Here is a 21705-nt window from a genome sequence, read left to right as displayed (position 1 = left end):
TCAGTCGTCCGTTTCGCTTGCCTCGTACAGCGCCTCGCGACCGATTCGGTCGAGGCAGAGCTCGGCCGTCCAGGGCAGCATCAGCGAGCCGCAGCGGCTGTCGCGATAGATGCGCTCCAGCGGCAGCGAGCGGAGCATCGCCTGTCCCCCGCAGGTGCGGATCGCGAGCGTGGCGAGCTCATTGGCGCCTTCCATCACCGAATATTGCGCGGCGTAGGCCCGCAGCACCTGCTCCTTGCTCGGATTAGCGCGCGCGTCGGTAACGGCCTGGAACCAGATCGCCTTGATCTGCTCCAGCTTGATTTGCATCTGCGCGACCGCGATCTGCTTGGTCGGGTACATCCGGCGCTTGACCGGAGGCATGCCCGGCACCTCGCCGCGCAAATAGCGCACCGTGAAATCGTAAGAGGCTTGCGCGAGCCCCATATAGGTGGGCGACAGCGTCAGGAACATATGCGGCCAGCGCATCGCCGCCTGAAAGTAGACGCCGCGCGGCATTAGCGCAGAATCTTCCGGCACGAAGACGTCCTTGAACAGCAGCGTTCGCGAGACTGTGCCGCGCATACCGAGCGGATCCCAGTCGCCGACGACGGAAACGCCTTGCGATTTCGCTGGGATCGCGAGGTAAAGCGTATTGCGGCGCGAGGCCTTTTCGCCTTCCTCGATCTCCGTGCAGAGCACGCCGTAATAGTCGGCGTGGCCGGACAGCGATGCAAAGATCTTCTTGCCGTTGACGATCCAGCCGCCTTCGACAGGCTTTGCTTGCGTGCCGAAGGCAACGCCACCCGCGGCCGCCGCGCCACCCTCGGAAAAAGGTTGCGAATAGATCGCACCGTCCTCGACGATGCGCTTGTAGTGGACGGCCCGGCGCTTTTCGTGTTCCGCGCGGGTCTCCGCATCCATGTCGAGATCATCAGCCAAAGGCCCCGACCACAGCGTCGAACAGACATGCATGTTCCAGGTCAGCGCGGTCGCGCCGCAATAGCGGCCGATCTCCGCCGCTGCCAGGGCGTAGGTCTGGTAGTTCGCTCCCAGCCCGCCGTGCTTCTTCGGCACGGCGATGCCGAGCAAGCCGACGCGGTGCAGGTCGCGATAATTCTCGGTCGGGAAGACCGCCTCGCGATCGTAGGTGGCGGCACGACCCGCGAACACGCTTTGGCCGATCTCGCGCGCCCGCGCGACGATCCCGGCTTGTTCGTCGCTCAAGCGGAACGCGACGGGATCGAAGATTGGCGCGTCCAACGCGACCTTGTCGCTCGTGCCAATGGTCTTGCTGACTTGCATGGTCATGGCGCAGTCATCCGTGTTTTGCAGCGACGGAATCGACGAAGCTGCCGAGAGCCTTGTCGAAGGCACCAGGCCGCTCGAGGTTTGCGAGATGGCCGACGCCGGGGAGTTCGACATATTCGGCCGCGGGAATATAGGATGCCGTTCTCGCCATCATCGGCGCAGGCGCGTTGTTGTCTTTGGAACCAGACAGCAGCAGCGTCGGCACGAAAATGTCCTTGAGCGTGCTGCGTTGGTCGAACCCGATCAACGCCAGCATCATTGCGCGATAGCTCGCTTCGGGCACACTCCCCATGCATTCGCGCGCAAGCTCCATGCCCTTGGGATCAGGATCGTCGCCGACGAGCTCCTTCACGAGGGACGGTGCCAGCGATTTCATGGTCTCGCCGCGATCGAGCGGACCCAGGCGTGCCGCGATGAACGATTTTTGCCAGTCGCCGTCAGACTTGCCAAAGGCCGGACTGGTTTGCGCGAGGACGACCGCACGCGCCCGTTTCGGCGATTGCACCAGCCATTTCTGGACGATCATGCCGCCGATCGAATGCCCGACCAGAATGGGGCTTGCCGCCCCGATCTGCTCGATGAATTGCTGGAGTGCATCGGCCAGGGCAGCGATGCTGACGCTGGCGAGTGGCACTGATCCGCCATAGCCCGGCATGTCCCACGCGATCGCGTGGAAACGATTGCTGAATGTGGCAAGCTGCTGCCCCCAGGCCCGCGCCGCGCCGCCAATGCCATGCAGGAAAATCAGGGGTATCGCACCCGGATCGCCCGCAGCTTCATAGGCGAAGCGTCCGTCCCTTGTTATCATTGGCGCAGGCTGCGACACGCGACATCCTTTTGCTTTGCCCGGTGATGCTAACAGGCCTGTGGGGGATGGGAAGAGATAATTTTATACTTAAAGCAATTTTCAGGCCGCTCTCTCGCGCGCGGGCGTTTGCGGCCTCGATCCGCGCTTTCGTTGCAAAACTTTGAAGGTTAAAATATATCGGAGGAACGACAGCAGACCTTGAGGGAGCCCGCGCATGTCCGCATTGCCGCATTCGCCGCACGCGCTGGTGACCGGTGGTGGTCGCGGCATCGGCCGCGCGATCGCTGCGTCCCTTGTCGGCGCTGGTGCCACCGTGACGGTGCTCGGGCGGAACGCGGCTACTCTCGAAGAGGCGGTGAGCGCAGGCGCCGCGCATTATGCAGCCGTTGCCGACGTCTCGGACGAAGCTGCACTAAGGGCAGCGATCGCCGCAGCGCATGCGCGAAAGCCGATCGATATCCTGATCGCCAACGCCGGCAGCGCCGAATCCGCGCCGTTTGCGAAATCGGACAGCGCCCTTTTTTCGCGCATGATGGAGATCAATTTCATGGGCGTTGTCCATGCTGTCAGCTCAGTGTTGCCGGGGATGAAGGACCGCCCCTACGGGCGCATCGTCGCGATTGCATCGACGGCCGGGCTCAAGGGCTACGCTTACGTGAGCGCGTACACGGCGGCGAAGCACGCCGTGGTCGGTCTCGTGCGTTCTCTTGCGCTGGAGATGGCCGGTAGCAACGTGACCGTGAATGCGGTCTGCCCCGGCTTCACCGACACCGATCTGGTCGCCGGCAGCATCGACAACATCATGAAAAAGACCGGGCGGACCCGCGAGCAGGCAATTGCCGAACTCGCGAAGCACAATCCGCAGGGACGTCTGATCACGCCTCAGGAAGTGGCCAATGCCGTGCTGTGGTTGTGCAGTGAGAACGCTGGTGCGATCACCGGGCAGGCGATTGCGGTCGCCGGTGGCGAAATCTAGCGTGCGTGGCCGCGGCGCGGAACAAGGAAACTAAGGAGATCGCATGAGTAGACCAGCCAATCCCGTCACCGTGCCGCTCGCAGACTATTCGCCGCAACATTTCCTGCTGGCCGCGGTCGACGGCGTTGCCACCGTGACGCTCAACCGTCCGGAACGAAAGAATCCGCTGACGTTCGAGAGCTACCGCGAGCTGACCGACTTCTTCCGTGCATGCGCGTTCGACGACGCGGTCAAGTCGATCGTCGTCACCGGTGCCGGCGGCAATTTCTCATCCGGCGGCGACGTGTTCGAGATCATCGGCCCGCTGGTGAAGATGGACACCAAGGGGCTGACGGCGTTCACGCGGATGACCGGCGATCTCGTCAAGGCGATGCGGGCCTGCCCGCAGCCGATCGTGGCCGCGGTCGAGGGCATCTGCGCCGGTGCCGGCGCGATCATCGCCATGGCGTCCGACATGCGGCTCGCCGCGAGTGGGGCCAAGGTCGCATTCCTGTTCAACAAGGTGGGTCTTGGCGGCTGCGACATGGGCGCCTGCGCGATCCTGCCGCGGATCATCGGCCAGTCCCGCGCCTCCGAGCTTCTGTACACCGGCCGGTTCATGACCGCGGAGGAGGGCGAGCGCTGGGGCTTCTTCAGCCGCATCGTTACGCCGGACCAGGTGCTGGCCCAGGCGCAGTTGCTGGCAAAGCAGGTCGCGGAAGGGCCGACCTTCGGCAACACCATGACCAAGCGGATGCTGGCCATGGAATGGGCGATGTCGGTGGAGGAAGCGATCGAAGCGGAGGCCGTCGCCCAAGCCCTGTGCATGACGACGGCCGATTTCAAGCGCGCTTTCGAGGCCTTCGCCAACAAGGTCAAGCCGGTGTTCAGGGGCGACTGAGCGGCCTTTTCCTGGAATGGGACTTGCCAGAAATTATTTTAGGCTTAAAATAGTTTTCATGGCCGGGTGACTTGGCGAGGCTCCCATGAAAGTCGCGATCATCGGTGGCGGACCTGCGGGTCTTTACGCTGCAATCCTGCTCAAGAAGCAGCGGCCAAGCGCCGATATCGCCGTGTATGAGCGCAACCGCGCCGACGACACGTTCGGCTTCGGCGTGGTGTTCTCGGATGCCACGCTCGACAATTTCGAAAAGCACGATCTTCCGAGCTACCGCCGCATCACCCAGGAGTTCGCCTATTGGGACGATATCGCCGTGCATTTTCGCGGCACGGTGCATCGGGTCGGAGGTAACGGCTTTTGCGGCTGCTCGCGGCAAAAATTGTTGCTGATCCTGCAGGAGCGTGCGCGCGAGCTCGGTGTCAGCCTCCATTTCGAAGTGGATATCGATGACGAGTCGCGCTTCGCCGATGCCGATCTTGTTTTGTTTGCAGACGGGATCAACAGCCGTTTCCGGGAGAAGCACGTCGATCACTTCGAGCCGGAAGTCGACCTCCGCACTAACAAGTTTGCCTGGATGGGCTCGACCAGGCCGCTCGATGCCTTCACCTTCATCTTTCAGGAGACGGAGTGGGGACCTTTCATCGCCCACGCCTACCAATATGAAGCCGGTTACTCGACCTGGATTTTCGAGACCGATCCGGAGACGTTCGAGCGTGCTGGCCTGGCAGGGCTGAATGAGACCCAGTCCGCTGCACGGATGGCCGACATCTTCGGCTGGTTCCTCGATGGGCACAAGCTGCTCACCAACCGCTCGATGTGGCGTAATTTCCCGATGATCCGCAGCAAGCGTTGGGTCAAGGACAACATGGTGCTGCTCGGCGACGCCAAGGCGACCGCGCATTTCTCGATCGGATCTGGCACCAAGCTCGCGATGGAAGATGCGATTGCTCTGGCTGACGCCATGGCAAAGGCACCCGACATCAAAGCTGCACTGGATGTCTATGAGCACGGCCGCCGCGAAGAGGTCGAGAAGACCCAGCACGCAGCCGACGTCTCGCTGGTCTGGTTCGAACATGTCGACCGCTTCTGGGATTTCGATCCCGTGCAGTTCGCTTTCGGCGTAATGACGCGCTCGAAGGCGATCACCTATGACAATCTGAAGCTCCGGGCGCCCGATTTCGTCGCCGAAGTCGAGAAGTCATTCGCCAGGCAGGTGCGCAGCAAAGGCTTCGACGTCAGCACCGACAAGCCGATGGTGCCGCTGTTCCAGCCGTTCCGCTTGCGCGAGATGGAGATCGCCAATCGTGCCGTGATGTCGCCGATGTGCATGTATTCGGCGAAGGAGGGCGTCCCCGGTGATTTCCACCTCGTGCACTACGGCTCGCGCGCAATCGGTGGCGCCGGCCTGATCTTCACCGAGATGACCTGCGTCAGCCGCGACGCGCGGATCACACCCGGCTGCGCCGGATTGTGGAATGACGAGCAGGAGACGGCGTGGCGGCACATCGTGGATTTCGTCCATGGCAACTCGGCTGCAAAAATCTGCCTGCAACTCGGACACGCCGGCCGCAAGGGGGCGACCAGACTTATGTGGGACGGCATGGACCGCCCGCTGGACGAAGGCGGCTGGGACGTGGTTTCGGCATCGCCGCTGCCTTACTTTCCCGACAGCCAGGTGCCGCGCGAGCTTGACCGCGCCGGCATGAACGCGGTGAGAGATTCGTTTGTCGCGGCGGCCGAGCGCGGCGAGCGCTGTGGCTTCGATATGCTGGAATTGCACTGCGCCCACGGCTATCTGCTCGCGAGCTTCATCTCGCCGCTGACGAACACGCGCGCCGACCAATATGGCGGTTCGCTCGAAAACCGGCTGCGCTTCCCGCTTGAGATATTTGAGGCCCTGCGGGCTGTGTGGCCGAAGCACAAGCCGATGTCGGTGCGCATTTCCGCGACCGATTGGGCGGATGGCGGCATCACCGGCGATGATGCGGTGGCCATTGCGCGTGCGTTCGCCGGTGCCGGTGTCGATCTCGTCGACGTCTCGGCGGGCCAGACGGTTCGCGATGCGCAGCCAGTCTATGGCCGCATGTTCCAGACGCCGTTCTCTGACCAGGTCCGCAATGAGGCGCGTGTGGCGACCATGTGCGTCGGCAACATCACGACCGCGGACCAGGCCAACACCATTTTGGCCGCCGGCCGGGCCGACCTCGTCGCGCTCGGGCGGCCGCATCTGGTCGACCCATTCTTCACCATGAAGGCGGCGGCCTGGTACGGGGCGAATGATGCGTTCTGCCCGCCGCAATATCAGCCCGGAAAAGATCAGATTTTCCGCAACAGCGTGCGCGACCGGCAGGATCTCGAGGAGCTGAGAATTAAGGCTAAGCCCAAGACCCGGGCTGAGCTCAAGGCGGAGGCGACAAAGCCGCTTGCGGCGGAGTGACCGCCCGTGCGACGTTAACCCGTTGCCTGTGTATTGAGTGGAGTTAAGGGCGATGAAGGCGATTGTCGTCGGCGGCGGTATCGGTGGTCTCATTACGGCGTTGATGTTTCGGGCCCGCGGTATCGGCTGCGAGATTTTCGAGCAGTCCGATACGATCCGCGAGCTCGGCGTCGGTATCAACACGCTGCCGCACGCCATGCGTGAGCTTGCCAGTCTTGGCCTGCTGCAGAAGCTCGACGACGTCGCGATCCGCACCGACCAGCTCTACTACCTCAACCGCCATGGCCAGGAGGTCTGGCGCGAAGCCCGCGGCGTGGACGCCGGGCACGACGTGCCGCAATTCTCGATCCATCGCGGCCGTCTCCAGGGCGTCATCCATCGCGCCGTCGAGGAGCGGCTCGGAGCGGAGGCAATCCACACCGGCTGCCGGCTCGGCGCCTTCACGCAGGACGAGGGCGGCGTCACCGCCTACTTCTTCGATCGGACTGGTTCGCATGTCCATACCGCGCGCGGCGATATTCTGATTGGCGCCGATGGCATCCATTCGCGTGTCCGCGACACGCTGTTCCCGAACGAGGGGCCGCCTTGCTGGAATGGCCTGATGCTGTGGCGCGGCGCGCGCGACTGGCCGCTGTTCCTCACCGGCAAGTCGATGATCGTCGCCGGTGGCCTCAACGCCAAGGTGGTGATCTATCCGATCGCGGAGGGATCGAGCCCGGCCAGCCGTCTCACCAATTGGGCGGTGCTGGTGAAAGTAGGCGAGGGCAACGCGCCGCCGCCGCGGAAGGAAGACTGGTCACGCCCGGGCCGGCGCGAGGAGCTGATGCCGCATGTCGCGCGCTTCTCGGTGCCCTATATCGACGTGAAGAGCCTGATTTCGGCGACGCCGGAGTTTTACGAATATCCCACCTGTGATCGCGATCCGTTGCCCTATTGGTCGTCCGGGCGTGTGACCCTGCTCGGCGATGCCGCACATCCGATGTATCCGGTTGGCTCCAATGGCGCTTCGCAAGCGATCCTCGATGCGCGTTGTCTTGCGGACGCGCTCGTGCGCGCCGAGCATCCGCGTCAAGCGCTGATGGAATATGAGAAGAAGCGCTTGCCGATGACGGCGGACATCGTCCGCTCCAACCGCCGCGGCGGCCCCGAGGGCGTCATCGACGCCGTCGAGCAGCTCGCGCCCGACGGTTTCGACAACGTCGACAATGTGCTGAGCTATTCCCAGCGCGAGGCGATCGTGCGCGGCTACGCCACCAAGGCCGGCTTCGCCGCGGTGCCGGGACTCGCGGCGGTGCGCGCTTGATGCGAGCTGAAGGCCGATGAATGATCATCGGCCTCCAATTTTGATTGAGCACGACCCTTTCGGAAAACCGCTGCGCACTTTTCCGGGGTCATGCCGCTAGCCCGCGCCGGGAGGCGGCGGCAGGAAGTGGATGTTGAACTCGGCGGCCATCGCCACAACATCCTCCGGCTTCTGTTCCTTCATGTTGTGAAGGCCCCAGAACAGGTCGAATAGCTTTTTGGTCGGCGAGACCCAGAACAGCACTTTTGCGGTCTGGTCCGACTTGTTGAAGATGCCGTGCGGCACGCCCATGCCGAGCCGGATCAGATCGCCGGGGGTTGCCTGCGCTTCCGAATTGCCGAGCATGAAGTCGAGCTTGCCCTCCAGCATGTAGAGATATTCGTCCTGATCCGGATGAATGTGCGGCGGCACGAACGTGCCCGGCGGTAGCGTGGCGTGCCAGGAGAAGCTGTTCTCGGTGTTGCTCTTCGGCACATAGGTCTGGCCAAGGATGTTCCAGGAAATGCCCTGGATTCCCTCGTTGGCCCGCGTGATGCCGGTGATTTCGCTCTTCATTGCAGTCCTCCCTTAACGCGCCGCGCCGCCTTAGTTCGCCTTGCAGTCCTTGGCATAGCGGTCGCCGTAGTTCTCGAAAACCTTCTGGACGATCTCGGTCTGGAATTTGCCGTCCGGACGCTTGGCGACCTTGGTCAGATAAAAATCCTGGATCGGATAGCCGTTGGTGTTGAACTTGAACGACCCACGCAACGACGTGAAGTCCGCCTTCTTCAGGGCTGCCGCAACGGCGTCCTTGTTGGAGAGGTCGCCTTTCACACTCTTGACGGCACTGTCAATCAGCATTGCGGCGTCATAGGCCTGGAAGGCGTAGGTGCCGGGCACGCCGTTATAGGCGGCCTCATAGGCGGCAACGAACTTCTTGTTCTGGGGATTATCGAGATTGGGTGCCCAGTTCGCGCCGCCGAACATCCCGACGGCCGCATCCTGCTGTGCCGGCAGGGTCGATTCATCGACCGTAAAGGCCGAGAGCACCGGAATGCTGTCGGCGAGGCCGGCCTGCTTGTATTGCTTGACGAGGTTGACGCCGAGACCGCCCGGCATGAACGTGAATACCGCATCGGGCTTCTGCGCCGAAATCTTGGAAAGCTCCGGCTGGAAATCCAGCGTGTTGAGCGGCATGTAGGATTCCTCGACGATCTCGCCCTTGTAGTCGAGCTTGAAGCCGGCGACCGAGTCCTTGCCGGCCTGATAGTTCGGCACTATGAGATACATCCGCTTGTAGCCGCGATCCTGCGCCACCTTGCCGAGGATCTCGTGGACCTGATCGTTCTGGTACGACGTCACATAGAAGAACGGGTTGCAGTCCTTGCCGGCAAATGTCGACGGGCCGGCATTGGGGCTGATCAGGAAGGTCTTCGATTCCGTGACCGGCCGGTGGATCGCCTGGAGGATGTTGGAGAAGATCGGCCCGACTACAAAGTCGACCTTGTCGCGTTCGAGCAGCCCCTTGACCTTCGTCACCGCCGCGTCGGGCTTCAACTCGTCGTCAACCACGACGACCTCGACATCGCGGCCACCCATCTTGCCGGCGAGATCCTTCACCGCGAGGGCAAAGCCATCGCGGACCTGCTGGCCCAGTGCGGCGGCGGGCCCCGACAGGGTTACAATCACACCCAGCTTGATCTTCTCCTGGGCCAAGGCAGGACTCATCGCGGTGCCGAGCAGCAAGGCAGTTGCGGCCAAGGTCAGTTGCGTCTTCATGATCCGTCCCCTGTGTCGATCGGGCCTGCACAGCAAGCCGCGTACACCGATCCAAGCTTATGCCGATGACGGCGCTCGCGGCAAGCCAAGCTCAAGGCGCCACCATCGTGTGGGCAACGGTGCATGCAAGCGGCGCGCCAATTATTTGAAGCCTAAAGAAATTGGCGTGCGGTCGATTGTTGCAGCTTTGGGCTTGCGGTCGGCATCGATTTATTTGAAGCTCAAAACGTTGGGAATCCGTGCCGGCGCCAATGCCAGCCGTGAGTGATTGCATCGAGATGCTCGATTCCGAGACCAAGGCCGTCGAAACGCCGGAGGACCATGCCGAAGAGCTTCGGCTGTGGTTGCGCCTGCTCACCTGCACGACCTTGATCGAGGGAGAAGTTCGCGGCCGGCTGCGGCAGCGCTTCGACGTCACGCTGCCGCGGTTTGATCTGATGGCGCAGCTCGACAAGGCGCCCGACGGCATGACGCTGTCGGACGTCTCCAAGCGCATGATGGTGTCCAACGGCAACGTCACGGGCCTCGTCGAGCGCCTGGTGGAATCCGGTCATCTCGACCGCCGCACCTCGGAGACCGACCGCCGCGTCCAGGTGATCCGTCTCACGAAACTCGGCCGAGCCGAGTTTCGCAGGATGGCTGCGGAACACGAAACGTGGATCGCCGATCTCTTTGGCGATTTGACGCCGAAGGATGTGCGCGAGCTGATGCGGTTGCTGGCCAAAACCAAGGCGTCGGCGCAGAAATCGGCCGCGGCTCGCCGGCCCTAAGCAGGGGCGACGCGCCCGCTAATCCCATCTTGCCGCACGAAAATGCAGGGGATGCCCAAAATCCACTATTGCGCCAAATTGTTTTAAGCCTAAAATGTTTCCCGAATTAGTGCTGCCGGGTGCTTTCCATGCGCAAAGGAGCGTGCGATGGCGAACGCCGCCAAGGTTCAAGTCTCGGGCTCGCATAACGGCAACGCCGCGACGGCCCATGTCGACACATTCGCGCGGCAGCATCTGCCGCCGCCTGAGCTCTGGCCGGAGTTCATCTTCACGCGGCCGGAGCTGCGCTATCCGTCACGATTGAATTGCGTCAGCTATTTCCTCGATCGCTGGGTCGAGCAGGGGCACGGTGACGCACCTTGCGTCATCAGTCCCGCTGTCAGCTACACTTATCGCGAACTGCAGGCGCTGGTGAACCGCATCGCCAACGTGCTGGTCGGCAAGCTTGGTCTTGTCACCGGTGGGCGCGTGCTGTTGCGTTCCGCCAACAGCCCAATGATGGTTGCGACCTATCTCGCGGTGATCAAGGCCGGCGGCATTTGCGTGGCGACGATGCCGTTGCTGCGCGCCAAAGAGCTGTCCTATCCGATCCAGAAGGCGGAGATCACGCTCGCGCTCTGCGACGGAAAACTCTCCGATGAGATGGAGAAGGCGAAGCTGGCTACGCCGTGTCTCAAGCACGTGGTCTATTGGGGCAATGGCGCGGCCGACTCGCTCGAGGCGCTGATTGCGGATGCGAGTCCGGAGTTTGGGGCGGTCGACACCGCCTCTGACGACATCTGCCTGATCGCCTTCACGTCTGGAACGACCGGCGATCCCAAGGGCACCATGCATTTCCATCGGGACATGCTGGCGGTGTGTGACGGCTACGCGCGCAACATTTTGCGGGCCGAGCAGAAAGACCGTTTCGTCGGCTCGGCACCGCTTGCCTTCACTTTTGGCTTCGGCGGCGTGCTGTTTCCCATGCACATCGGCGCTTCCTTCGTCGTGCTGGAGAAGACAACTCCTGATGATATCCTCTCAGCTGTCGAGCAGTACAAGACCACCGTCTGCTTTACGGCGCCGACCGCGTATCGCGCCATGATCGGCAAGCTTCCGGGCCGTGACATTTCCTCTCTGCGAAAATGCGTCTCCGCGGGCGAGACGCTGCCCAAGCCGACATTCGATGCCTGGCTGAAGGCCACCGGCATCAAGCTGATGGACGGGATTGGCTCGACTGAGCTGCTGCACATCTTCATCAGCGCGACCGAGGACGAAATTCGTCCCGGCGCGACCGGCAAGCCCGTGCCCGGCTATGAGGCGAAGATCGTCGATGATGACGGCAACGACGTGCCACCGGGCGTGATGGGGAAGCTCGCGGTGCGAGGACCGACCGGCTGCCGTTATCTCGCCGACGAGCGGCAGCGGAAATACGTCCAGAACGGCTGGAACATCACCGGCGACACCTATCTGATGGATAGCGACGGCTACTTCTGGTACCAGTCGCGCTCGGACGACATGATCGTGTCATCCGGGTACAATATCGCAGGCACGGATGTGGAAGCAGCGCTGCTCACGCATCCGTCGGTTGCCGAGTGTGGCGTCGTTGGTGCGCCGGACGAGGCGCGCGGGATGATTGTAAAGGCCTATGTCATTGTCGCAGCCGGCGTGACGCCGGATGCAAAGCTCGCAGCCGAGTTGCAGGAGCACGTCAAACGCGAGATCGCGCCGTACAAATATCCGCGCGCAATTGAGTTCGTGACCCAACTGCCGAAGACCGAGACCGGGAAATTGAAGCGCTTTGCTTTGCGGCAATTGGCGCAGGCGGCGGCGACGTCTTCGGGCGTCGCGGCAGAATGAGATGAGGATCAAGATTTGTCCGTGATGACGCCGAAAGGCCCACAACTCGCGGTGCTGCCAGGTGCCGCCGAGGACGACACCAGCCCTGGGGCACAGGTGCTCCAGCCGTCCGGCTGGCTGATGCCGAAGGGCTATGCCAACGGCATGGCTGCCGAAGGGCGTATCGTCGTCACCGGAGGCGTGATCGGCTGGGACGCCGAGGAGCGTCTCGCGGACGGCTTTGTCGCGCAGGTGCGCCAGACCCTGAGCAACATTGCGGAGATCCTTGCCGAAGCCGGCGCGCGGCCCGAGCACCTCGTGCGCCTGACCTGGTACGTCGTCGATATGGACGAATACCTGACGAACCTGAAGGAGCTCGGCAAGATCTACCGTACCGTCTTCGGTGCGCACTATCCCGCGATGGCGCTTGTCCAGGTCGTGCGCCTTGTCGAGAAGGCGGCGCGCGTCGAGATCGAAGCCACCGCCGTCATTCCACGCTGAACTACGCTCAGCTCGCTTTGGTGAGATCGTCGTCCTCGGGTGAGTTCAGATAGACGTCGGACATGGTGTCGACCCAGCGTAGAGTTAGTCCTTCGGCTCCGAATTCGGCGTCAGGTCGGAGGAGCGGAATGGTTTGGCCTTGTCGAGCTTGCGATAGGCCGTCGAAGCCGTTCGCAACAGCTTCTTTTCTCGCTTGCGATCGAGAAAGCGAATGCCGGCCTCGGGAACGGCCTCGTTCAACGACGCGGCCAGCGTTTGACCGCGCGCATCATCATTTAACTGTCCAAGCGACTTTTGCGCCCTGCGCAATTGCTTGAGGATCGACTTCTGCTTCGTCAGCGAGTCGTCGGCAAACAAGTCCTGCAGCGACTCGATCGAATAGGTCAGTCGCTTGTTGAGAATCCGCAGCTTGTGCCGTTTCCCGACGTCGAGCTTGCGCAGCTTCCTGGCCTTCTTGAGCAGCGTCTTCTCCCATTCGGTCAGTTGCTCCGTCGCGTGGTCGGCGAGCGGGCAGCGGCGCAGCCTGATGGCCTCCTTGCTGCGCCTGGTCGACCAGGGGCCGCTCTCGATCCAGCTCGATGTCTGTTCGACCAGACGACGATATCGCGCCGACTGCAGCGCGCGGGCCAAGAGGCGATGGCTTTCGGCCCGCTTCTCGTCCCAGTGCTGGAGCTCGGCGATCACCGCGAGCTCGTCGCCGGTCTCGGCGACGACGCGTTCAATGGCGACGTCGAGGTCCCGCACCATGCCGAGTTGGCTGTTCAGCCATTTCAACTCGGCCCAGACTTTGGGGCGCAGCGCATCGTCGACCATGGGCGAAAAGAAGCGAATGGCAGTTCGCAGATGGGTCAGTGCGATTCGGATCTGATGCAGCGCCTCCGGATCGCCACGACAGGTCCCGTCATGCTGGGCGAGGACAGCGGCGAGATGACGGCGGGCGATGATCCGAAAGGCGGTGTCGCAGGCCATGCCGGGGCTGAGGCGACCGGGCAGCGTATTCCGGCTCGCGGCCGGCCTGGCGCGGGCGGTCGCCGTCGAGTTCGTGGTGGGTCGCGCCATCCTAGCCCGCGCCAATCAGATTGCCCTATCTGCCCTTAGCGATTGCGTCCCGGCAGCTCTGGAGCGTCTGCGCTGGTGTCCCGGATGCATCGATGGTCGCCCAACCGATGTGGCCGATATTATAGTGCTCTTGCAACGCCGCAACCTCTTGCGTCGCATCGGATGCGTCGCCGCGGCGACCGCCGATGCGGGCCTGCCGGGTCGCCAGATCCGCGACGAGGAAGAGGCCGGTGAGAGGCACGTTACAATCCCGAGCCAGTGTGGCGAAGGCGTCTCGCTCGACATCGCGGGCAAACACGCCATCGACGATCGCGGAATGGCTTTGGGTCAGCACACGCCGGGCATGCTCGGCCAACGTCGCGTAGACCCGCGCTGCGAGCTCGGGCGTGTATGCGGATGGCGGCAGCCGCTCCGTGTCGGCGACACCAAACATCTGCTTGCGAATGACGTCGCTGCGCAGCACGACGGCGCCCGGCTGCGGAGCGACGGTCGGCGCGAGCGCGCGTGCTAAAACTGTCTTGCCGGTGCCGGATAGTCCACCCACCGCGATCAGACGGGGCGCGGGAGGCTGGATCAGCGCCCGGGCAAGGTCGAAATTGCGGCGCGCCTCGTCGAGAATGCCGGCATCGTCGGAATGCGGAGACTTCAGCCGCGCCAGCGCCACCTGGGCCCGGATCGCGGCGCGAACCGACATGAATAGCGGCAGTGCGCCGAGGGCGTCGAGGTTTTCCAGCGGCGTCGCGGCAAGATACCGGTTCAGAACGGTGTTGGCTGCCAGCGGCTGATTGTGGCGCAGCAGATCCATCAGGGTGAAGGCGAGGTCGTAGAGCACGTCGACAGTCGCCATCTGCGCGTCGAACTCGATGGCGTCGAACAGCACGGGCTGCTGCCCGATCAGCACGATATTCGCAAGATGCAGATCGCCGTGGCAGCGGCGCACAAAACCCTGGCGGCCGCGTTCTTCAAGCAAGGGACGGGCGCGCGTGAATGCCACGTGCGAGACTTGTGCAAGCTGCTCTATCCCCGCGGCCGGGAAATGATTGCCGCTCCGCAGGCCATTGCTGTTGCCGTCGATCAGGGCGGGGATGGAGGACGTCCAGGCCTTGCCGTCAGCGCGCGTCGCCGCAGCATGCGAAGCTGTGATCGCGTCGGCGACGGCCGACGCAAAGTCCGCATCGAACTGTCCGGCCTTCGCCAGATGATCCAGCGTCCGGCTCTCGTCGAAACGTGACATGTCGACGGCATATTCGATCGGGCGGCCGCGGCCGTCGACCTTCACTGATCCGTCCGGCTCTTCTGTAATGGCCACGACGCGATGATAGATCTGCGGCGCATGCGGCCGGTTGATCCTGACCTCCTCCTCACAGGCTGCCTTGCGTTTCTCGAGTGTCGAATAATCGAGAAACGGATATTTGACCGCCCGCTTGATCTTCAGCGCGCACGTCCCGTCAAGGAAAACTGAAGCCGCGTGCGTGTCGATCCGCTTCACGCCGGGACGTGCAGTCAGTGTCGCGAAGATCCGTTCCTGGGTCGCAGTATTGTCTGTCATCCCTGCCGGCTTATTGCAGATGAGGGCGCCGAGCGGTCCGGCCGCAAACCAGGGTAACGCTTAAGTCGGGACGGCGACCAGTCCTTGACTTCCGTCAAGGCCTGTCGTCGGTTGGCGATGCGGAGCTTTCCCGGCTTGAGGAGGATCAAGCGCCCGGACCAAAGGCGGCCCATTTTGGCCGGCAAGGAGAATCCCATGCCTATCAAGGACGTGTTTCTGCCGCTCTTTGGCGAGCCGCGTGCCCCCACGTTGGCCGCGATCGAGAAGTGCATAGCCGTTGCGGCCGATCTCGGTGCCAGGGTGACCGGGCTCGCGCTCGAGGACGATGGTTTTGTTCGGCCGAAAGTGGTGTTTCCTGATGACCCGGAATCCGCCGAACTCAGCGTTGTGCGCGAGGTGGGCGACATGCAGCAGCTCCTGAATGCATTCACCAATGCGGCCTCGCGTGCCGGCATTCGGGCCCAAAGCCGATCGGGGAGGGTCCCGGCGGACCAGATCGCATCGACTCTGGCTGAACATGCGCGCTTCAGTGACCTCACCCTGATTCCAGTGAAGCCGCACGACAGCCGAACCGAAAACATCGTTGAGACCTTCCTGTTCCAATCCGGCCGACCGCTGCTGCTTTGTCCGGAGCAGCATGTGGAGGCGCTGCGACCGGAATTCGAGAGCGTCGTGATTGCCTGGGACTCTTCGGCCCGCGCCGCGCGTGCGGTCGGCGACGCATTGCCAATCCTGCAAGCCGCCGCTGTGGTGCGGGTGATCACGGTGGCGGACGACAAGGACGAAGCGATCACGCAATCCGGGACCAGCCTCGTCCATCATCTCAGGGAACACGGGATCTATGCGTCCTTCGAAACCGTGAAGGGCAGTGGCAGCTCGATCGGCAAGGTGCTGGGGAGCTGGGCGCAGTCCCACGCCGTCGACGCCATCGTCATGGGCGCCTACCACCATTCGCGCCTGAACGAGGTCGTTTGGGGCGGCGTGACCAAGACCGTCATCGGCCAGCCACCGTGCTGGGTGATGATGTCGCACTAGCGTCCTGAACCGGAAGTTCGCAACATCGCGTCGTGTTCTGCTGGGGCATTATATCGGCAGAAGCGCTCGATGGAAGCAAGGATGTCATCGGCGGACTTGGTCCATCGGAACGGTTTGGCATCGGCGTTGTGTAGGTCGATGAACGATGTGATGTCAGCCCTGAAGGCCGCGACGCTGCGATAGACGCCGCGCCTGATCTTCTTATCGGTAAGGGGCGCGAACAAGTGCTCGACTTGGTTGAGCCATGACGAAGCCAGCGATCTTTGGAAGAGCAACAGGTTCACCTGGTTCTAGACGCTGTCGCGGAATTTTGAGACCATGCCCTCAAGCCCGATCTTGCAGGCGAACTTCGCTAAACTTCAGCTCAGTACCCGAAATGGTCTTCTTTAATTCCCCCTTGCGCTGAATCGGGGGTACGCGCCGCAAGTCTCTTATTGAGCTACGGTCCAAGCTACGGCTTGCGACAATGGGCGGCACTGGTCACATCGGAACTAGCGCGTTCCAAATGATAATCTCCGGGGTCAGGGTCGCAGCCGGTCGTCCGTTGCGGTGAGGTGGTCGGCATACGCCGCTGGGAGGGTGCCGGATATTATTTTCGGCAACAGATTGCGCCGATGGCCTGCTGGTATTGTCTCTCAGCATCTTTCTAGGGCGCTCGATCGGGTGGATCGTTAACACTTGGCGCTTACGCCGTCCTTTCCTCGAGCCCTCCGCGTTCGATTGCGCGCAGGATCAAGAAATGCTCCTGCACGAATGGTGAGCTGGATCGCTTTCTTTGTTGCAGCTCCAAGCTTCGTCGTCGGTCGCAAGCAGACCTTTGGTGAGCGCTGATGACCGAAATGGCTACTGGGTTCTCAACACGTCGCGCCCTCATGTGATTGAATGAGGTACCCCCTCCGAGCCGTTGGCTCGATAGGTGAACTCAGCGAGTATCGAGACAAATCGCAGTTCGTCGCGTCTCGGATTCAGCGAGTCGGGGCTTTCTGTCATCAGCTGTTCTGAAGAGGCCGAGCGGACCGCGGCAGCGGCGCGCCTAAATCTCTATTGCCGCACTCCGGAGGGGAATTCATGCGGACGCCAAGTAGCCCGCGTTCCGAGACTGTAGCAGCGGTCGTCTTGGAACCTGCTCTCTCGACCAACAGGCACCGCGATCTCCCACGCTTCGTCTGTCCCGTCCGCCTTCTGGGGCCGCCGCAGAGGCGAACGCAAAGAGCAGCGCACCTTGATGAAAAAGGCTGCGCGCATCGAACCGCAATGGAGGGCTGACGACCATGACCACGACTCCGAGCCACATTGTCGTCCTTTCCCTGGAAAACGAGAACTACTCCGACATCATAGGTAATCCCCAAGCGCCTTACCTGAACTCGCTGGTCGCTCAGGGAATGCTGCTCACCAACGACTACGGTGTGACCCATCCGAGCCAGCCCAATTACATTGCCCTGTTTTCTGGCTCGACGCAGGGCATCAACACCAATGGCAGCTTTCCCCAGCTTCCGGCCAGCGTACCGACGCTGGCGAGCACGCTCGCCGCCAGCGGTTACACATTCGGCGGTTACGCCGAAAACACGGCGGTCCCCGAACGCCAACCTTGGATCCACTTCGCCAATTCGGCCAATGACGGTCACGATTTCAGCACTTTTCCTCAGACCGCGGCCGGCTTCGCCAACCTTCCGACCGTCTCCTTTGTTTCGCCCGACGACACCCACAACATGACGCCGACGAGCGACAATGGCGGCGGGATTCCGGCGGGCGATGCCTGGATCCAGACCAATCTCTCCGCCTACGCTGCCTGGGCGCAGGCCAACAATTCGCTGCTGATCGTCACCTTCGACGAAAACAACACCAATCCAGCGGTGACCTACCCCAATCACGTTGCAGCGATCGTCGTCGGCGGAGGCGTCCCGGCAGGGGCCGTCAACGACTCGCCGGCTGACCCCTATTCCCTGCTTGCCACGATCGAAAGCCTTTACGGTGCTGCGGCGATCGGCGCCAGCGCCGGCGTACCGGCGCTCAACTTCTATTCGTCGACGCCACCGACGTCGTCCACCTCGGTCACCCTGTCATTTTCCGGATTGTCCGACCTGACCAACACTCCGCCCCAAAATGCGTTGGCGGTAGGGCCGAATTACATTTTCACCGCGGAGACCACTCACTACGAGATAACCGACCTGAGCGGCCATCCAATCGTATCCAACGGGTCATTGCACAGCTTGTTCTCGCCGCTTGGCGCCACGCTCGACAACAACCTTCTCGACGCGCGTGCCACCTATGACAGTTCGACCGGCCACTACGTGGTCATCGCGGATAATTTTCAACCGGGAACCGGGAACTTCGCCACCAATATCGATATCGCCGTGTCGATAGATAGCAATCCGAACGACGGCTGGTATTTGGCTTCGATCGACACGTCCAACGGCGCCACGACCCAATCGGACATGCCCCATCTGTCGGTCAGCAACGGCAAGATCTACATCTCCGCGCCCGAATTTATCGACGCAGGAGGCGGCTACAACAACGGCGAATTCGTCGTCAACGAAAGCAGCGTAATAGCCGCTGGAAACCACGCGATCACGCCTGACGCCAGCACTATCGTATCAGGGGCCGGCGGCATCATGCGCAATATCGCCGGCGACAACGGGGTGACCTACTATTTGGGCGCCTATTCGACCGCGAGGCAAACCGCGCTCACATATCAAACCTACGATCCGACGCATGGCTTCAGCGGGACCCAAACGCTCTACCTCGGTGACGCCGATGTGGGCGGAAGCAACAATACCGCCGCGCAGTTGGGCACGACCAAGACGCTCGGCATTGGCGACGGGCGCATCCAAGGCCTTGCCTTCACTTCCTCGGGAGGACACAACTACGTCTATGGCGTGAGCGAAGCCATGCCGAGCGCGGGGGGGCTCGCGCAAATCGAGTGGTTCAAGCTCGATGTCACCGATCCCACGAATCCGCAATATGTCATGGGGAACGTCATTTCCGGCGCCTCAATCGGCACGGGTGTGGCCGTGTTCACCCCTTCGATTGCGGTCGACCAGAACGGCGACGTGCTCATCAATTTTTCGGCCTCCGGGCCGAACATGTACCCTTCCGACTATTATACGGTGCTCGGCGCCGGCGCTTCCGACTTCACCGCGCCGACGCTTTACCAGGCGAGCAGTACGTTTTTCGATTCCGGCGCTCTGAACGACCAGCGCTGGGGCACCTATTCGACTGCAATAGCCGATCCGAACAACCCGAACGGGTTCTGGATATCGGGTGAATATGTCGCCAACGGATGGTGGCAAACGGCAGTAGCTCAGGTCAGCGTCCATCCGGATACGACGGCGCCGGTCCGGCCGACCGGCCTGTCGCTCGACGCGACGACCGACAGCGGTACGATCGGCGATCGCACTACCAACTTTGCGCATGTCAAGATCGACGGCACGGCCGAGCGCGGCAGCGCGGTGACGCTGTATGATAGCAACGGCACCACAGTCCTTGGCACGGGCACCGCGGACCTGACGACTGGTGCGTTCAGTATCACGACATCGGCGCTGGCTGATGGGACGCACAATATCAACGCGAAGGCGACCGATGCGTGGGGGAATACGAGCACTGCGTCCGCCGTCTTCGCGGTGACGGAGGACACCACGGCGCCGGTCGCGCCGACCGGCCTATCCCTCGACGCGACGACGGACAGCGGTACGCTCGGCGATCGCATCACCAACGTCGCGCAGGTCAAGATAGACGGCATGGCCGAGCACGGCAGCATGGTGACGCTTTACGACACCAACGGCACCACGGTGCTCGGTACAGGCACTGCGGACCTGACGACTGGTGCGTTCAGCATTACGACAGCGGCGCTAGCCGAGGGGACGCACAATATCACCGCGAAAGCGGCCGATGCGGCGGGGAATACCGGCGCGGCATCTGCTGTCCTTGCCGTGACGGAGGACACCACGGCGCCGGTCCCGCCGACCGGCCTGTCCCTCGACGCGACGACGGACAGCGGCATCAAAGGCGACGATATCACGGGCTTCACCCAAGTGTTGATCGACGGAACGGCTGAGGCTGGTAGCACGGTGACGCTTTACGACACGAACGGCACGACGGTGCTCGGCACAGGCACTGCGGACTTGACGACTGGCGTGTTCAGCATTGCGACATCGACGTTGGCGGAGGGGGCCCATAGCATCATTGCAAAAGCAACTGACGCCGCGGGGAACACCAGCAACGCGTCGAACGCACTTGCAGTGACCACCCTCGACCTGACCGCCAATTTCGATTTCAGCGGCGATGGCCATAGCGATATTCTCTGGCGCAACGACAATGGCGCAGTGTCGATATGGGACAATGGCGACATGAACCAGGCTCATATCATTGCCCAAGCGGGCGTCGTGCCCGATAGCTGGCATTTCGCCGGGACCGGCGATTTCGACGGCAATGGCCGGAGCGACGTTCTCTGGCGCAACGACAACGGCGCAGTGTCGATCTGGGACAACGGCGACATCAGCAAGGCCCATATCGTGGCCGGGGCGGGCGTCGTCCCCGATAGCTGGCATATCGCCGGCACCGGCGACTTTGACGGCAATGGCCAGAGCGACATCCTCTGGCGAAACGACAATGGCGCAGTGTCGATCTGGGACAAAGGCGACATCAGCAAGGCCCATATCGTGGCCGCAGCAGGCGTCGTCCCCAATAGCTGGCATTTCGCCGGCACGGGCGACGTCGACGGCAATGGAAAGAGCGACATCCTCTGGCGCAACGACAATGGCGCAGTGTCGATCTGGGATAACGGTGACATCAGTAAGGCCCATATCGTGGCCGCGGCGGGCGTCGTCCCCAATAGCTGGCATATCGCCGGCACCGGGGACTTTGACGGCAATGGCCAGAGCGACATCCTCTGGCGCAACGACAATGGCGCAGTGTCGATCTGGGATAACGGCGACATCAGCAAGGCCCATATCATGGCTGCGGCGGGCGTCGTCCCAAATAGCTGGCATATCGCCGGCACCGGCGACTTCGACGGCAATGGTCACAGTGACATCCTCTGGCGCAACGACAATGGGGCGGTGTCGATCTGGGATAATGGGCAGATTGGCGCCGCGCATCAAGTCGCCAATGCGAACTTGATCCCTAACGATTGGCACATTGCGTAAGCAACGCTTGGTACGCGCACTGCGGACCTCACGACTGGTGCGTTCAGCATCACGACATCGGCGCAATATCACCGCGATGGCAAGACCGACCTGCCGTTTCTCAACCCAACCACAATTGGCATGGCGGTCTGGGGGATGAAAGGCACCCAAGTCACGGCCAACCCGCAGATCGGCGTCATGGACCCCGGCTTCCATTTTGCCGGCAAGGGTGACTACAAAGGCGATGGCAAGACCGATCTTCTGTTCGAGAACGATGCCACTCATGAGTTGTCGGTCCGGGATATGAACGGCACACAGGTCGAGGCCAAGACTCAAATCGGAACGATCAATGCAGCAGCCGATTGGCATCTCGTGAGCTAGTCACGTGAATCTAAAGT

17 protein-coding genes and 1 pseudogene are annotated in these 21705 nt (G+C 62.3%); 11 read left to right on the top strand and 7 right to left on the bottom strand.

Translation table 11 applies throughout. The features are described from left to right. Together FXB38_RS19850 and FXB38_RS19845 are read right to left on the bottom strand one after the other, a co-directional pair. Nucleotides 1–1290: an acyl-CoA dehydrogenase family protein gene (locus FXB38_RS19850; RefSeq protein ID WP_148752675.1), complete on the bottom strand. Its 1290-nt coding sequence runs from the start codon at nt 1288–1290 to the stop codon at nt 1–3. A 7-nt stretch (nt 1291–1297) separates the two neighbouring features. Beyond that, nucleotides 1298–2098, bottom strand: coding sequence for an alpha/beta fold hydrolase (locus tag FXB38_RS19845; RefSeq protein WP_246229997.1), 801 nt, complete (start codon nt 2096–2098; stop codon nt 1298–1300). Nucleotides 2099–2312: 214 nt separating this feature from the next. On the opposite strand from FXB38_RS19845, the gene FXB38_RS19840 reads away from it, so the two are divergent. The 4 genes from FXB38_RS19840 (at nt 2313) to FXB38_RS19825 (ending at nt 7694) form a co-directional block, all read left to right on the top strand. Beyond that, nucleotides 2313–3074 (top strand): SDR family NAD(P)-dependent oxidoreductase, encoded by a 762-nt coding sequence (locus FXB38_RS19840; RefSeq protein ID WP_148752673.1) that lies wholly within the window; start codon nt 2313–2315, stop codon nt 3072–3074. 43 nt (nt 3075–3117) lie between these two features. Continuing rightward, complete coding sequence (locus FXB38_RS19835; RefSeq protein WP_148752672.1) at nt 3118–3954, top strand: enoyl-CoA hydratase family protein; 837 nt, start codon at nt 3118–3120, stop codon at nt 3952–3954. 85 nt (nt 3955–4039) lie between these two features. Next, entirely contained in the window at nt 4040–6391 is a 2352-nt protein-coding gene (locus tag FXB38_RS19830; protein ID WP_148752671.1) for a bifunctional salicylyl-CoA 5-hydroxylase/oxidoreductase, read from the top strand. 52 nt (nt 6392–6443) lie between these two features. Next, nucleotides 6444–7694 (top strand): flavin-dependent oxidoreductase, encoded by a 1251-nt coding sequence (locus FXB38_RS19825; RefSeq protein WP_148752670.1) that lies wholly within the window; start codon nt 6444–6446, stop codon nt 7692–7694. Nucleotides 7695–7790: 96 nt separating this feature from the next. Here the strand turns inward: FXB38_RS19825 and FXB38_RS19820 are convergent, their stop codons facing one another. Beyond that, nucleotides 7791–8249 (bottom strand): cupin domain-containing protein, encoded by a 459-nt coding sequence (locus FXB38_RS19820; protein ID WP_148752669.1) that lies wholly within the window; start codon nt 8247–8249, stop codon nt 7791–7793. Between the two features lie 30 nt (nt 8250–8279). Further along, nucleotides 8280–9452 carry an ABC transporter substrate-binding protein gene (locus FXB38_RS19815; RefSeq protein ID WP_148752668.1) on the bottom strand — a complete coding sequence of 391 codons (1173 nt, stop codon included), beginning with the start codon at nt 9450–9452 and terminating at the stop codon, nt 8280–8282. Here FXB38_RS19815 and FXB38_RS19810 point away from each other — a divergent pair. The 4 genes from FXB38_RS19810 (at nt 9451) to FXB38_RS19795 (ending at nt 12541) form a co-directional block, all read left to right on the top strand. Beyond that, on the top strand, nt 9451–9720 hold the full coding sequence (locus tag FXB38_RS19810; protein ID WP_148752667.1) for a hypothetical protein: 270 nt from the start codon (nt 9451–9453) through the stop codon (nt 9718–9720). The genes FXB38_RS19815 and FXB38_RS19810 overlap by 2 nt on opposite strands. Next, the gene (locus tag FXB38_RS19805) at nt 9704–10222 is read left to right on the top strand and encodes a MarR family winged helix-turn-helix transcriptional regulator (protein ID WP_187435004.1); all 519 of its coding nucleotides are present in this window, start codon (nt 9704–9706) and stop codon (nt 10220–10222) included. Before FXB38_RS19810 ends, FXB38_RS19805 begins: the two co-directional genes overlap by 17 nt. Nucleotides 10223–10369: 147 nt before the next feature. Continuing rightward, a complete protein-coding gene (locus FXB38_RS19800; protein ID WP_148752666.1) occupies nt 10370–12061 on the top strand; it encodes a benzoate-CoA ligase family protein in 1692 nt (563 codons plus the stop codon). 21 nt (nt 12062–12082) lie between these two features. Further along, nucleotides 12083–12541: a RidA family protein gene (locus FXB38_RS19795; protein ID WP_148752665.1), complete on the top strand. Its 459-nt coding sequence runs from the start codon at nt 12083–12085 to the stop codon at nt 12539–12541. An 84-nt stretch (nt 12542–12625) separates the two neighbouring features. On the opposite strand, the gene FXB38_RS19790 is transcribed toward FXB38_RS19795, so the two are convergent. Both FXB38_RS19790 and FXB38_RS19785 read right to left on the bottom strand, forming a co-directional pair. Continuing rightward, nucleotides 12626–13600 carry a CHAD domain-containing protein gene (locus tag FXB38_RS19790; protein ID WP_148752664.1) on the bottom strand — a complete coding sequence of 325 codons (975 nt, stop codon included), beginning with the start codon at nt 13598–13600 and terminating at the stop codon, nt 12626–12628. Between the two features lie 25 nt (nt 13601–13625). After that, the gene (locus FXB38_RS19785; RefSeq protein ID WP_148752663.1) at nt 13626–15149 is read right to left on the bottom strand and encodes a bifunctional aminoglycoside phosphotransferase/ATP-binding protein; all 1524 of its coding nucleotides are present in this window, start codon (nt 15147–15149) and stop codon (nt 13626–13628) included. 195 nt (nt 15150–15344) lie between these two features. Between FXB38_RS19785 and FXB38_RS19780 the strand changes: the two genes are divergently transcribed. After that, nucleotides 15345–16184, top strand: a complete 840-nt coding sequence (locus tag FXB38_RS19780) for a universal stress protein (protein ID WP_148752662.1) — start codon at nt 15345–15347, stop codon at nt 16182–16184. On the opposite strand, the pseudogene FXB38_RS19775 reads toward FXB38_RS19780, so the two are convergent. Further along, nucleotides 16181–16438: pseudogene (locus FXB38_RS19775) on the bottom strand (IS630 family transposase); the annotation flags it as partial. The gene FXB38_RS19780 and the pseudogene FXB38_RS19775 overlap by 4 nt on opposite strands. A 1017-nt stretch (nt 16439–17455) precedes the next feature. On the opposite strand from FXB38_RS19775, the gene FXB38_RS19770 reads away from it, so the two are divergent. Both FXB38_RS19770 and FXB38_RS19765 read left to right on the top strand, forming a co-directional pair. Continuing rightward, nucleotides 17456–21328 (top strand): Ig-like domain-containing protein, encoded by a 3873-nt coding sequence (locus FXB38_RS19770; RefSeq protein WP_148752660.1) that lies wholly within the window; start codon nt 17456–17458, stop codon nt 21326–21328. 120 nt (nt 21329–21448) lie between these two features. Then, nucleotides 21449–21688 (top strand): hypothetical protein, encoded by a 240-nt coding sequence (locus tag FXB38_RS19765; protein ID WP_148752659.1) that lies wholly within the window; start codon nt 21449–21451, stop codon nt 21686–21688. Nucleotides 21689–21705 lie beyond the last annotated feature (17 nt).

Origin of the sequence: Bradyrhizobium cytisi (assembly GCF_008123515.1) — a bacterium.
GTDB classification, from domain to species: Bacteria; Pseudomonadota; Alphaproteobacteria; order Rhizobiales; family Xanthobacteraceae; genus Bradyrhizobium; species Bradyrhizobium cytisi.
Note: the sequence above shows the minus strand (reverse complement) of the source record. Positions and strands in the feature narration are given on the sequence as shown.